Below are 14693 nucleotides of genomic sequence, written 5' to 3'. Positions count from 1 at the left end.
ACTTAGCTACCTAGCCGGCCAAATTTATTATTAAAAGAATAGAATATCCGTAGGCCACTTCTTATACTTTGATGTATGCATTTATTGTCATCTGCCGAGAACGGGAAAAACGCTGCCCTTACCTTAAGGACAGCGTTTCTATTTGCACTTCGAGCACAGAATCTGCCCTCCATGACCGGGAGAGGCAGGACTTGGCTAAATACGCGGCGGACTCGGCATAACCATGCGGATGGTGGTTCCTGCCCCCTCGCCCGCGGAGGTTACGCGGAGTCCGTAACTCTCGCCGAATACCAGCTGAATCCGGCGATGCACGTTAAGCAGTCCGATGCCTCCGGTACCGCTAAGGTTCAGGGAGGATTCCGGCGAATGATTCGTGTGGCCGTGCTCGTAGGACAGCCGTGCCGCAACCTCGTGCAGCTGTTCATCGGTCATGCCGATGCCGTTGTCCGTCACGCTGACCCAGAAAGCATCGTCGCTGCATCCGGCAGAGATGATGATGTGCTGCGAGGCTTCGATGCCGTCCGGAAACGCATGCTGGAATGCATTTTCGATTAAAGGCTGGAGCGTCAAGCGCACCATTTTGTACAGGAGAAGCTCGTGGGGAACCTCGACCCGAAGATCGAATTCCATGTCGTGCCGGTGCTTCATGATGGTCATGTAATTCAGCACATGGTTCAGCTCGTTCGCAACCGTAATCTCCTCCAGCGAGGTCAGTAAGGAGTATCGCATCATAAAGCCCAGCGAAGACACCATCTCGGTAATCTCGGACGAGCCTTCAACCTCGGCATAACAGACGATGGTCTCCAGCGTGTTGTACATGAAATGCGGATTGATCTGCAGCTGAAGCGCCTGAAACTCGGCCTTCTGCCGTTCGATGGTCGTCTTCTGTTGCTGCAGCTCGGTCTCGTATACCCGCTCGATCAGTTCCGACAGCCGGCTCACCATCAGATTGTACCGCTGCATCATTTCCGTCAGCTCATCCTGCCGCCGTTCAGGAAGGTCCAGGGGAATCCATCGGCCCTGCTCCGTCTGCCGCATCCCGCGGATAATCGTCTGGATCGGCTGGGTAATGGAACGGGTGAAACGGTAAGCAAGCAAACAAGCGGCGACAAGACTGATCAAGCCGATCGTCCAGGCCGTCGTGCGAATATTGGCAATCGGCTGGCGCCACTCTTCCAGCGGAATCGAGGCTACCAAGCGCCATCCGGAATAAGGAGACATCCGGGTCATGAATACCCGCTGCTCTCCATCGACCGTCGTATATTTAAAGGATTCCTCGTCCGCGCCCATAATGGCGGCGGTCAGCTTCGAATCCCGGGCGGGAGACGAGGCGTTGTCCTCCAGCCCCTTGGGCTGGTAAACCACATGACCGCTGGCATCGGCAATATAGAAGTATCCGCGTTCGCCCAGATCGATGCCTTTCCAGAGGGAGGACAGCTCCTGGGAGCGCACCTCCATGGCGAGCACGCCTTTTTCCGCCGTGGAAGACAAACCCTTCATCTGTCTAGTCATGCGTATCACGCTGCCGCTGCGTCCCGGAATAATGCTCTCCGTATGAATCATGAGGCCGCTTTCGTCTTTTGTGGCATGGCGGAGCTCCGTCAGCTGCTTCGACTTGTCCTCTTCGCTGAACACCGGCGCCGTAAAGTCGGAGCCGAAGCTGTACGTCGCGTTTCCGTTGTAAGACAACAGATACATCGTCAGCAGCTCGGGCCCCCGGTCCATCAGGGGACGGAACACCGTATCCTTGATCGTGGAGCTGATGTGATAGTATTCGTAATGGTCCGCCGGGTTCGGCAGATCCACGAATTTCTTCAATTCCCGGTTGGTCAGCAGGGAGATCATCGTCCGGTCATAGGATTTGATGTAAAGGTCCGTGTGATTCAAGGCATTCTGCACGATTTGCGACAAATGCCGATCCAGCTGCCGATCCAGCTCCGCGGAAGAACGCGCGTACGTGACGATGCCGATCAATAACGAGGACAGCGCTATGATCGATACGCAGTACAGGAAAAGCTTGCGATACAGTTTATTCTTCATCCGTTAAATCCCAGCATCGTCCGATATTCCGTCGGCGTGTGTCCCGTTACCTTCTTGAACATCTTCGTAAAATGGGGATAGTCCTCGTAACCGACGTTTGCCGCCACGTCGATGATCCGCATATGCGGCAGCGCAAGCAGCTCCTTCGCCCGCTCCATCCGCCGGTGAATGCGGTACCGGACAAAGGTTTCATTGGTCATTTTCTTAAACATCGCGCTAAAATAGGTCGGCGTATACCCCGCCATCTCCGCCACTTCCTCCAGCGTGATTTCCTCGGACAGATGCGTGTCGATGTACGCTTTCACTTCATCCAGCGGATTCTTGAAATTCCCCCAGCGCTGGGTCACCAGATCGGCCGTCATCCGCTTAACCCTCAGCTCGAATTCATTCAGCAGCTGTTCCTGGGCCGCATGATGGCCGATGGGTTCGATCACGGAAACCTCCATATATCCCTTCGATACCAGCCGCCGGAAAATCATCCCCACTGCATCGTCCAGCAGCTGCTGAAGCTGCGGGACGCTAAGCCCCGCTGCCTGCAGATGCGCCCTCCAATCGAGCAACAGCTCATCCAGCCGTTCGGTCTGCAGCATCCAAATTTCCTGCCCGATGTTTTCAATCCAATCGACGTAGGAAGCCAGGGAGACAATGCCTTTATTGCGATGTTTTACGATCGCGTCAAAGGTTTGGTGCAGCACCGCGCCCGTCACCGGCTTCAGCAGATAATGCTTCACCCCGTAAGCCAGGCACTGCTGCGCATATTGGAATTCGCCGTAACCCGAGATGACGATGATCTGAATATGCCCATACATCTCATGCAGCTCCTGGCACAGCTCCAGCCCGCCCATTCGGGGCATGCGGATATCGGTCAGCAGCACATCCGGCTCGGTCTCCTTGATCATCGAGAGCGCATGCTCGCCGTTCACGGCCGTATCGATGGCGTCAAACTGCAGGCGATAGGTTTCCGCCATCTTGACCAGCCCTCTTCGGATGACAGGTTCGTCGTCAGCAATCAACAACCGCATTATTTTCAGCCTCCTGTATGTAGAAGAATTAGGGATGAGGCAATCATGAAATGGAACAAGAAGGTATCCGCGAGCGGCTGCCTTGCATGGCAGACCGGCGGATACCTTGAACTTTCGCATTCATTTATTTATTTAAAACGCTTACATGTCGGATTCATTGTACAGGATTTTCGGGATAAACTGGAGATGTCCTACTGCCTATCTTGCATGTTATCTTGTACGATCCACGACGTTCTCCTTGTTCTTCCAGCGTTCCGTCGCTTCCCTGATGATCTCGTCCCCGCCTTTGGCGCGATATTCCTCGAGCACCTTCGGCCATTCGGATATCGGCTGCTTGCCGTAAATCATCTTCACCATGCTGTCCAGAATGAATTTCGGTCCCGTATCTCCAGTCGAGGCCAAATCCGGGAACTTGGAGAAGCTGTTCAGGTTCGCCGTAAAGGTAATGCCGCCGCGGCCTTCATTGCTGAGCACGTCGCTGAACGCCGTAATGACATCCTGGCCGTCCTCGGTCAGGGCCGTCTGCTTCTTGTTGTAGGTCAGCTCATGCACGAACCACAGCTGGTTGGCCCGGAACCCCGCTTCGTCCACTTCTTCCTTTTTCACGGGCCATGTATAGTTGACCTTGCCGTCCTCCATCGTGTAGTTCTCGCCCTCGATCCCGAAGGAGAAGAACATATCGGCTTCCTCCGTCAGCATCCAGTCGAGGAATTTAATGATTTCGATCGCTTTTTCCTTACCGACCTTGTTGTTGATGTAATACGTGGTCGAGATCGAGCTGTACAAGCCGAGGCCGCCCTTGCCGTCCGAGCCCGTTGGCGAAGGATAAATATCCACCTTCATCGAAGGATCCACTTCCTTCAGCTTGGCGCGGAACCCGATCAGCCCCTCGCCGTTGGACGCCCACATGCCGGCTTTGCCGGAATTGATATTCCGGCCGTAATCCTCCTGGGACAGGGAAGCGAAATCCTTCGGAATCAGGCCTTCGTCGTACATCGTCTTATACGTCTCCAGTGCCTTGGTCATGTTCTCCACATCGAAGAACTTCGGCACGACTTCCCCGTTCAGCTCCATGAACTGGAACGGCAGCACGTCGTATGCCCCCAGGAAGGTATCCGCGTATTTAAAGCCCTCCCGGTATTGGAACGGATGCTCTACTCCCAGTCTCTTGAAGGCACGCAGCATATCCAGATACTCTTCCACCGTTTTCGGCGCTTCCTGGATGCCTGCCTTCTCCATCAGATCCGTACGGATAAACGTGGCGCGGCGCGACGGGTTCTCCAGCCAAGCCGGAATGCCGTAGATTTTGCCGTCGTACGATACTTCCTCCCATGCCGCCGGGGTGACCATTTTCATCAGATTCGGCGCATGCTCCTTCAGGAGGTCATCCAGCGGCATGAACACGCCCGCTTCCACCGAGCCTGACATGGAGCCCGTCGTCGGCCCCCCGCGCATATTGCCGACCACGTCCGGAATTTCGTTGCCTGCAAACATCAGACTCATCTTTTGATCGAATTCCTTATGGGACATCAAGCGGATATCGAGATCGGTGTTCGTCATCTCCTCCAGCTTCAGCACCCATTTGTCCTTGTTGATGTCGGGCGACGATTCGATGTAGGTGTTGCCGCCCGTGGAGAATGAAATCGAGAATGCCAGCTTGCTGGAAGCCGTGCCCTGCTCGTTCCCTTCCGGCTTGGTATTCCCTGTTCCTTCTTCCGCTTTCCCCCCGCACCCCGCAAGCAGTGTCATCATCATGACGCCGATCAGTAAGACCGTCCAACTTTTTTTCATCAACCTCTCCCCTTTTCGCAAAAATAGACAAGTGGTTCATTCATGAGGTAAGCGCTTTCGTAAAATCCATTTCATCGTAGCTCATAACCCTCATGCGCAGAATTGGCGTTCTTATTATGGATTTGTGTTCTTTTACGATCAGGATTTGATCGAACCGATAAGCATGCCCTTGATAAAATATTTCTGCAGGAACGGGTATACCAGGATGATCGGCAGCGTAGCGATGACGATCGTGGCCATCTTGATGCCCTCCGGGGACATGTTGGCCAAGTTCTCGAACGTGGTGTCCATCTCTCCCATCTGATCGGTGATCACGATTTCCCTCAGGCGAACCTGCAGCGGAAACAGCTTTCGGCTATTGATATAGTATAGAGCGGACGAGTACGAATTCCAATGCGCCACGGCGTAAAACAGTCCCATCGTCGCCATCACCGGCTTGGATAGCGGAAGCACGATGCTTGATATGATCCGCAGCTCTCCGCACCCGTCGATCCTTGCCGAGTCGATAATCTCGTTAGGCAGATTCATGAAGAACGAGCGCATGATGAACAGGTTGTATGCGCTGATGGCGCCCGGAATAATGAGGGCCCAGACCGTATCCAGCATATTCAGCGATTTAATGAGCAGATAGTTGGGAATGAGCGGCGCGCTGAAAATAAAGGTGATCAGGACGAGCATGAGAATGACCTTCCGTCCCCGATATTCGTTGCGCGACAGCGGGTAAGCCAGCGAAGCCGTTGCGATTAAGTTGATTCCCGTCCCCACGACGGTCACGAATACGCTGATCATGAAGGAACGCCATACCGAGGTATCGTTCAATACGATGGCGTAGTTCGAGAGCGTAAACTCAACCGGCCACAGGCCGACGTCCCCCCTGGAGATGGCCAGATCGCTGCTGAGCGATTGCGCCGCTACGTGCAGGATCGGAAAGATCATGGCGGCCGACACGACGGCCAGGAAGATATAGTTGAACATTTCGAATACGATTTCGCCTGTTGATCGTTTTATCATGTTTTCGGTCACCTGCCTAGTATAAGGAATTTCCGGTCGTTTTACGGCTGATGGCGTTACCGCCCACAATGAGCAGCAGCCCGATGAGCGATTTGAACAGCCCGATGGCCGTGGTGTAGCTGTACTGCTGTCCAAGCAGACCGACGCGATAGATGTACGTATCCAGAATGTCGCCCTTGTTCTCGTTCAAGGCGTTCAGGAACACAAACACCCGTTCAAACCCGAAATCGAGGAAGTTGCCGATGTTCAGCAGGAATAGAATCATGATGGTTGGCAGAATCGACGGAATCGTAATAGCCAAGGTCTGGCGCCAGCGGTTCGCGCCGTCTACGCGTGCAGCTTCGTACAGGTCCGGATTGATTCCGGCCAACGCCGCCAGGTAAATAATCGTTCCCCAGCCCGCTTCCTTCCAGATGCCCGAGCCGATCAGAATGCTGCGAATGTAGCTTTCCTCGCCAAGGAAGTAAATCGGTTCGAGTCCCACCCACATCAGGATCTGATTGATGATCCCCGTGGTCGGAGACAGAATGCCCACCGCAATCCCCCCGATAATGACCCAGGACAGGAAGTGGGGCATGTAGATGACCGTCTGGAGCACCCGCTTGTACAGGACAAGGCGAATCTCGTTCAATAGCAGGGCCAGAATGATCGGTACCGGAAACGCGAATGCGATGCTGTACATCCCGATCAGCAGGGTGTTCCAGAAAATCCGCAGAAACTCCTCGTACTGAAACATCCGGTAGAACTGGTCCAGCCCGACCCAAGGGCTCTCCCATATGCCTTTGAATAAGTTGTACTCCTGAAAAGCCATGGCACTGCCGAATAAAGGGACGTATTTGAATACGAGAAAATAGAGGATGCCCGGAATCGAGATGAGGTATATCGCCTTGTACTTGCGAAAGCTGGATAACCATTCCCGGCTCCGCGCTGACGGTGTTAGCCGCGTGCTTGGGTTGATGTTCGCCATAAGGACCTCCCGTTGTAAGTTTGCCTTCGTATTCATCCTATAAGCGGAGTGCTTCGCCAACAATGGCGGCATTTGTTTGTCGATGTGTTTTTTTACGATTGTGTTTGTAGAGGGCACGGCGAAAGGGGTGTGACACAAAAAAGAACCCTTTAGGGAACCCGGTCTAATGCGGCCAAGTTTCGCCAAAGGGCTTATGCTTATGGGGCATGGACACAGGCCTACTGTGTCCATGGGAACAACCTTGCCGTCGTGTGACGAACCTCGCTCGACTACGATGCTCGGTTCGGTGTTGCAGGACGGCGGTCCCCCGGTTATCAGGAGAGATCCGATGGATCATCTGGATCGTAAATATATCACATGCGGCTTCGCGGGAAAAACAAGCTCATCCATTCGTTTGCACCGGAAAAGGCTGCCCTATTCGTGCTCCTTCTCCTCCATCTCCCGAATCGGAATCGCCATATTCCAGGTTTCCGTGCAGTCGTGAAATCCGTTGGTTCCATTCGAGGTCGCTGCGAACATCCAGGCCGGACGACCGTCCTCCATGAGCAAAAACGGCCGTTCCAGGTTGCCCATCAGCCGCTCCGCGCCATCGTCCCACAGTACCCTGCGGGAATACGCCGGCTCCCCTGGCCGGGTTGTCATCTCCCACTGCTCTCCGTTTGCCGACCACGCATGGACCCCGCTATAGCGCTCTCCGCAGATGGTGCCGTCCATGTCCTTGGCAATCATCTCGTACCCCCGTGCCGTACGCCAAATGAAGGGATCTTCAATATGAATGGCAGGCGGAAACAGCGGCTCAGGCTTGCGGGCGTATGGACCGTATACCGATTCAGCGCTGGCCAAGCCCAGCTGCATGTTGCCATAGGTATGCCCTTCGTAGGGCCGGGATTTATAGATCAGCTGCACCGAGCCGTCGGCATGAACACAGGGTGCCGGATTGGACACGAAAAAGCTGTCAAACTGATTCGGGCGCGGCAGCAGAACCGGAAGATCCCTTCGTGTCCAAGGGCCGGTTACGGAAGGGGCGGTCGCAACGCCGATCCGTTTGTTGGCCCTAGCCACCACGGCGAGCGGATCGTGCGGCAGCAGCGCCTCCCCTTCGTCAGGCAGCGGAAACGGGAACGTCGTGCCCATATAATAGAGCACATATATGCCATCAACCTTCACGATATGCGGATTGTGCACGCTGCAGCCGTCCCAATAGGCCGGAGACCTGGCCCCAAGCACCGTCTCCTCGTACACGTACGGTCCTGCCGGATGATCGGCGGCGGCACGGACGATCTCCGAGGCCGCGAGCCATCCGGGGTGCATGGGCATGGATTTCGGCCAGCGCGAAGCAAACATATGGTAGCGGCCATCCTCGCCTCGAATGACGCTGCCGCACCATACCCAATACCCCGGCATTCGAAAGCCTCCTGCAACCGGTGCAGGATCAAATACGATTTTCATAAACTCCTCACTCCCCTTCCATTGGCAGCAGCGTAACCTTGCGCAAATTCATCAAAGAATCCGATGCCAGCGATATTCCGCGGACTTCAAGACGGTGTAGGCTTGCCGAATGAATCGTCAATTGACCGATCTCAAAATCTCCCCAGCATCCGTCCCCGCCCGTATCGTAAACGGTACAAGCCAGCTTCTGTTCATCCAGGGACAATTCAAAGCGTCCCCCGCCTGATCCGCTGAGGCGGACAAGGTGACGATGATTCGGCAGTGGACGGGCGCTTCTTCTTCCGAACGAAACGCCCATTGAACAGCCGCATGTGGAGCGGTCCACCCGGTAACGCCGTCATGCCCTCTTTTTCCATTGTCGCGGCGCAGGCCGTCGCCCTCGATAACACCATCATATGCCCAAAACGTATTCGGCATTGAAGATATGAATCTAGGAGTCCCGTTGCTCTCCAGCTGCTCCCCGCTTAGCTTCAGCTCTAGCACAGTCGCATAGGCGTCCTGAGGTACCGAACGCACATCAATTTGCCAGTCCCATCGCCCAAGCTGCCGGATCGGCAGGCGGTCCTCCTTGGCCTTCGAGCCGATAGGCCTCGCATATTGAACTCCGCTTGCGAGACCGGGCAGAATCAAATAACCGTCCTGTGGCCAATCTCTAACCAGCAGATACAAGCTGTTCTCTTCAGGCTTCCAGGTGCAGTAGCCCCACTGCGGCGTACCGATCGGACTGCCGCTCGTGCCATATATGGCCTCGCCGTTCCGCTCCAGGAAGCTGCCCACCGTCTCCAGCAGGCTTCTCGACTTCTCGTCAATCGCCCCGTTTCCGAGCGGACCGACATTCAGCACCAGATTGCCGTTCGCCGCTGCCACGCGCAGCAGCTGGTCGATCAATTCCTCCGGACTCTTCCAATGGTCATCGCCATACCGGAATCCCCAAGAATCATTCAGCGTATGAATCGACTCCCAGTCCTGCTGCACCGGATGAAATCGCAGCTGGTTATCATGCGGATTCCCGTAATCCGCAAAGCGGTCATCCCGAAGCCGCTTGTTAATCAGGCAATCCGGCTGCAGCCGGCGTACCCGATCATGGAACCACACGGCGTGTTCGTCGCTGATCTTATGGCCGCAATCAAACCACATCAACCCGATCGGGCCGTAATCGGTCAGCAGCTCCTCGACCTGGGGAAGAGCCTTCTCATGAAGATAACGCTCAAAGCGTTCCCGCTTATCCTGATCGTCGATCCAGTCCTCCAGCAGATCCCATGCACCGATATTCCCCGGGTAATCCAGCGTGTTCCCCTGCGAATTCGGATGATGCCAGTCCATGGCGTGAGAATAGTAAATCCCGAGCCGAATCCCCTCGGCCTCGCATGCCTCTGCCAGCTCCTTGATCGGATCTCTCGGGAAATTTGCATGCCGGGTAATCGAATAATCGCAAACCTTGGAATCATACATGGCAAACCCGTCATGATGCTTCGCCGTCACGATGAGGTATTTGGCCCCCGACCGCTTGGCCAGCGACACCCACTCATGCGCATCGAACGCCTCCGGATTCATACCGGCTGCGGCTTCTGCATACTCAGCTACAGGTATCTTCCCCCTAAGCTGGATATGCTCGGCATAATTCGCATCCACTCGCTCGCCCTTCCACATTCCGCCCAGCATCGAGTAAGGCCCCCAATGCACAAACAGCCCAAAACGCGCTTCCCTCCACCAGGCTATCCGACGATTGTGATCTCGGTCGTTCACCAATAGATCAGTCGGGATAATATCCGAGCGTTCCTGCTCCCATCCGGCCCCATCCATGTATTCATCCCGCTTCATGTTTGTCCCTCCCCACCTGCCAGTTAACGGTCCGACAGTCTAGTAACCTCCATTATAGAAGGTACGCTGTTGCAGCCTCTTTGTTTTTTTGGGTTGAGGTTGTGTTTTGTTGAGGTGGGGGGAAAGTATGGTTCATTCGATAGATATGTAAACTGTAAATGAGTTGAATTTTCTTAGATTACATTCCTTTTCAGCCTGGTTATAACATAAAAAGAAGCTGCGCTCCCGAATAGGAAACGGCTCCACTTTACTTTATTTCATGAAGTTAGTAATTTGCCGTCATGCTTTCGTCAAAATCATATCCAGAAAAACTTTATTACAACAATTCTGGCGGCAAAACTTTTCTCCAATTCTCTACTCCTACTTTAGTCAGTATCAACTCATTTTGTGTTGAATCATATGGATCAATATCAATTCCAAGGTTACTTTCAAACTTTTTTAGATACTGCTCATTATTTACGTCAGTAACATACATGTAATAAACGTCTTCGGTTCGATCTCTGCTAAGATACTGGAACTGAAAAACGAAAATACGATTTATAACACCGAATTCCGAAGGCCTGCCGGGTAAACGGCTGGCTTTAGTTTAATGGAAATTAATTCGCTATAAAAAAGGATCACCTATTATTTTGTCATTTGAAAATTCAATTGAAGAACTCTCTCTAATAGTTGCCCATCCGTGATACTCATACATTTCAATTCATCCGCTCATGGTTTTAAAGGTTTAGTATCAATGATTATCTTTCGGCGTACTGTCGAGTGTCTGAATTCCGTTGTTGATCTTATATTCCACTGGTGTTATATTACATATGTGAAATATTAAAAGACAAGGGGGTTCTTCATGCACCCTATTTCAAACGTCGAATTCATGCTGCTGCAAATGATCGCAGAATGTCGTCAAGCTTCGGGGTACGATATCAAGAAGTTAGTCGATCAACGAGGCTATCGGGAATGGGCCAACATCGGCACGACTTCAATCTACGTAGGACTGAGGAAACTGAGCGATAAAGGATGGATTGCATCCGAGGAATCCGACGAAAAATCCGGCAAGGGACCCATGCCGACCCGGTTTGTCCTCACCGAAGCCGGTATGGTCAAGCTGAAAGATGAAGTCCTTGACAGTCTTTCGTCAGCACGGGAACGCGACAACCGCTTCGATCTCGGTTTAGCCGCATTGCCTCTTATCGGGAACGACATGGCCATGGCTGCCTTGCGGAAACGGTTGGATTTTCTTCGGGAGGCTTCAACAGGCTTAAAGCAAAAATTCGAATCCCAGGGCGGCGTCCATTTGCCGCTGAACGTAAGGGCGCTGTTCTTGCATCCGATCAGCCTAATGGAGAGTGAGCAAGCGTTCGTTGCCAGTCTAATTAATGAATTGTCGAAGGAGACCAGGGAAGATGACCACCATCATTGAAGGTTTTGTTCCTTACCAAGGCGACCATTGCGAAACGACCACCATGGGCAATTTAATGCAACATGCAGGAGTCCAGCTATCGGAGCCGATGCTGTTCGGACTCGGACAGGGGCTCGGATTCATTTATTGGGACTCGAAGGGAATGGATTTTCCGTTCATCGGAGGAAGGGTGAAAGTGGATAAGTTAACAGCCAACCTCGCCGACAGGCTGGGTTTGACCGTTAATGTTCAAGAAACGTCGTCCGTCGACAAAGCATGGCGGAACGTACGAAGCTGCATCGAACGCGGAATTCCGGTTGGTCTGAAATTGGATTCCTATTACTTGGACTATTTCACCAACAAAGTGCACTTTGCCGGTCACTATGCGGTCCTATACGGCGTGGATGACGAATATGCCTACATGGCAGATACCTGGCAACAGGGCGGACTGGTGAAGACGCGTTTGACAAGCTTGGCCGCAGCCAGAAACGCAAAAGGAGCCATGAGCTCCCGAAATCGCTCATTTACGCTCAAGCCAATCGACGCCTTACCGCCGCTCGCTCCCGCATTACGCGAATCCTTGACCAAGAATGCGCATGACTATCTGAACCCGCCCATTCGCAATATTGGGAATAAAGGCATTGTAAAAATGAGCAAAGAGATCCTGAAGTGGCCTTCCCGCAGCAACCATTTCGAACATGATTTATGCCTGACCGCATTGCTGATGGAGCGTGCGGGAACCGGCGGTGCTTTGTTTCGGAATCTGTATCGGGATTACTTGAAGGAATGCGCCGATCGGTTGGAAGACCCGAAAATCGAACAAGCCTACCTTTTGTTTACGGAGATCGCGCCAATGTGGGCCAGTGTCTCCGCATCGATCGACCTTGCGGGAAGATCAGGTAACCACCAGGAGCTACAGCACGCGTCCAACCTCTTGCTGGAGATTGCGGATAAAGAACGCGCAGCCATGGAGTTATTGCTGTGAAAGCGATTGGCATGGCGCCGGCTGACAAGCAAATCCGTGGATTTTGCGGAAGTAAGTCGAGAAACAGACAAAACCAGCCCCGCTCATTTCTGTGCGGGGCTGGTCTAGGTGAATTCATTCAGTCTCTTGAATTAATGCACCTGATCGAGCAATTGATAGGCCTCTTCCTTCGTTGTCACCGCCAAGAGCGCTTCTCTGAATTCATCGTCCATCAGCTTGCGGGACAACATTTGCAGCACTTTCAAATGCGCATTCTGTTTACTATTACGCGGCACGGCAATCATAAAGATCAGTTTGGCTTCGCTGCCGTCCAGACTCTTCCAGTCAACGCCCTCCTGCTGGATACCAAAGACCACGCTTGGCTTCAGGACAGCATCCGATTTACCGTGAGGAATCGCAATATTCATGCCGATGCCTGTGGAGCTTTCTTGTTCCCGGGCTAATATGGCCTGTTTAAAATCTCCGTCAGCTCTTACCGCCCCATTCCGCTCCAATATACCGATCATTTCGTCGATCACAGCATCCTGTGTCGTTCCGACCAAATTCAGGTTAATGAGATCCGGTGTCACAATATCCGTCAATTTCTCAACGCGGATAGCAGAAACTTCCGTTGCTGTACCATTATGGATCACGGTTGAATCCACTTCAGCTGAGTCCGCAGCCATGGGTGCAGCCGCGTCTACTGTCGACGATTCACCTACTCCCGCAGGATCCTCTATCGCTTCTGCTCCTTCTCCAACAACTGCCGGAGTCACAGCTGCAACATCTTTCTTGAGCAGGCTCACCATGATAACCGATACGGCTGCACCGGCAATGACCGCTATGAAGAACATCAACACATGATCCACGGCACCGAGCACGGCTACAATTGGACCGCCATGGGCTACGCTGTCACCGACACTGCCCAACATGGCAATCACCGAACCCGTCATGGAACCGACCATGATACTCGGAATGACGCGTAGAGGATCTTGCGCCGCGAATGGAATCGCTCCTTCGGTAATACCGAACAATCCCATCGTAAATGTTGCTTTTCCAGCTTCACGTTCCGCAGGTGTAAACTTCCTTTTGTTCATCATGGCTGCCAATCCCATGGCAATCGGAGGAACACAGATGGCAACGGCAATTTGGCCCATAATTTCATAGTTGCCTTCACCGATCATGGCCGAGCCGAACAGGAACGCAACCTTATTCACGGGCCCCCCCATGTCAAAAGAAATCATCGCGCCCAGAATAAGCGCGAGCAGAATCGAACTAGTACCCTGCATTCCCGCGAGCCAGACGGTTAACGCTTCAAACAGATCCGCAACCGGAGCGCCAATCACAAAGACGAAGATTAATCCTACAACCAGTGAAGCCAGTACCGGGATAACGATAATGGGCATAATCGGCTGCAGCGACCGAGGAACCTTGATCCTTTTAATAGCAAGTGCGACATATCCCGCCAGGAAACCGGCAATAATCCCCCCGATGAATCCAGCTCCTGCTTCACTTCCATAAAAGCTGCCGTTCGCAGCAATGAACCCGCCGACCATACCTGGTGCAAGCCCCGGCCTGTCCGCAATACTCATGGCGATAAATCCGGCAAGGATCGGAACCATGAAGGTAAACGCAGCCGCGCCGATACTCTCAATCGTTTTCCAGATGGAATCTTCCGGTATAACCAGACCACCCGGCGTTTTCACGCCGCCCATCGTCAGGGCGATTGCGATGAGCAGCCCACCGATCACGATAAACGGCACCATATAGGATACACCGTTCATCAAGTGGCGATAGATCGGATTTTGTTTGGGTTTGTTCTCTCCCGTCATAGCTTCAGCCGACTTGGACTGTGCCTGATAGACGGGCACATCCCCTTCCATCATCCGTTGGATCAGCTCTTCTGGACGACGGATACCATCCTGCACCCCAACGACAAGCAGTTTTTTACCCACAAACCGGTCCTTCACCACCGTCTTATCCGCTGCGATAATAATGCCATCGGCTTCGCGGATATCCTGCTCCGTGAATTGGTTCTCCACGCCAATGGAGCCTTGGGTCTCCACTTTCATCTCAACGCCAAGCTTCGCGCCTGCCTTCTGCAGATTCTCAGCGGCCATATACGTATGTGCAATTCCGTTAGGACATGAAGTAATCGCTAATATTTTCATGTTCGTCATTCTCCTTCGCTGTCATGTTCCCGCTTACATTTATAGTGTACATGCTGAAAACGCT

10 protein-coding genes are annotated in these 14693 nt (G+C 53.1%); 2 read left to right on the top strand and 8 right to left on the bottom strand.

Going from position 1 to position 14693, the window contains the following annotated elements:
* Positions 1-195 precede the first annotated feature (195 nt).
* The 7 genes from P0X86_RS06285 to P0X86_RS06255 form a co-directional block, all read right to left on the bottom strand.
* Positions 196-2040 (bottom strand): cache domain-containing sensor histidine kinase, encoded by a 1845-nt coding sequence (locus P0X86_RS06285; protein ID WP_277748128.1) that lies wholly within the window; start codon positions 2038-2040, stop codon positions 196-198.
* Positions 2037-3062: a response regulator gene (locus tag P0X86_RS06280; RefSeq protein WP_277748127.1), complete on the bottom strand. Its 1026-nt coding sequence runs from the start codon at positions 3060-3062 to the stop codon at positions 2037-2039. Before P0X86_RS06280 ends, P0X86_RS06285 begins: the two co-directional genes overlap by 4 nt.
* Positions 3063-3272: 210 nt before the next feature.
* The gene (locus P0X86_RS06275) at positions 3273-4853 is read right to left on the bottom strand and encodes an extracellular solute-binding protein (RefSeq protein WP_192569562.1); all 1581 of its coding nucleotides are present in this window, start codon (positions 4851-4853) and stop codon (positions 3273-3275) included.
* 138 nt (positions 4854-4991) lie between these two features.
* Positions 4992-5864, bottom strand: coding sequence for a carbohydrate ABC transporter permease (locus P0X86_RS06270; RefSeq protein WP_096775111.1), 873 nt, complete (start codon positions 5862-5864; stop codon positions 4992-4994).
* Positions 5865-5880: 16 nt separating this feature from the next.
* Positions 5881-6831, bottom strand: a complete 951-nt coding sequence (locus tag P0X86_RS06265; protein WP_192569563.1) for an ABC transporter permease — start codon at positions 6829-6831, stop codon at positions 5881-5883.
* A gap of 414 nt (positions 6832-7245) precedes the next feature.
* Complete coding sequence (locus tag P0X86_RS06260; RefSeq protein ID WP_277748126.1) at positions 7246-8280, bottom strand: glycoside hydrolase family protein; 1035 nt, start codon at positions 8278-8280, stop codon at positions 7246-7248.
* A gap of 117 nt (positions 8281-8397) precedes the next feature.
* Entirely contained in the window at positions 8398-10101 is a 1704-nt protein-coding gene (locus P0X86_RS06255) for an alpha-L-fucosidase (RefSeq protein ID WP_277748125.1), read from the bottom strand.
* 841 nt (positions 10102-10942) lie between these two features.
* Between P0X86_RS06255 and P0X86_RS06250 the strand changes: the two genes are divergently transcribed.
* Together P0X86_RS06250 and P0X86_RS06245 are read left to right on the top strand one after the other, a co-directional pair.
* Complete coding sequence (locus P0X86_RS06250; RefSeq protein ID WP_277748124.1) at positions 10943-11515, top strand: PadR family transcriptional regulator; 573 nt, start codon at positions 10943-10945, stop codon at positions 11513-11515.
* Positions 11499-12479 carry a BtrH N-terminal domain-containing protein gene (locus P0X86_RS06245; protein ID WP_277748123.1) on the top strand — a complete coding sequence of 327 codons (981 nt, stop codon included), beginning with the start codon at positions 11499-11501 and terminating at the stop codon, positions 12477-12479. The genes P0X86_RS06250 and P0X86_RS06245 overlap by 17 nt, the downstream gene beginning before the upstream one ends.
* 131 nt (positions 12480-12610) lie before the next feature.
* Here P0X86_RS06245 and P0X86_RS06240 read toward each other — a convergent pair whose 3' ends face one another.
* On the bottom strand, positions 12611-14629 hold the full coding sequence (locus tag P0X86_RS06240) for a PTS fructose transporter subunit IIABC (RefSeq protein WP_277748122.1): 2019 nt from the start codon (positions 14627-14629) through the stop codon (positions 12611-12613).
* Positions 14630-14693: the final 64 nt, after the last annotated feature.

This window comes from Paenibacillus sp. BR1-192, assembly GCF_029542445.1.
Lineage (GTDB): Bacteria > Bacillota > Bacilli > Paenibacillales > Paenibacillaceae > Paenibacillus_AQ > Paenibacillus_AQ lautus_A.
The sequence above is the reverse complement of the archived record's forward strand: the minus strand, read 5'-3'. Positions and strand labels throughout refer to the sequence as shown.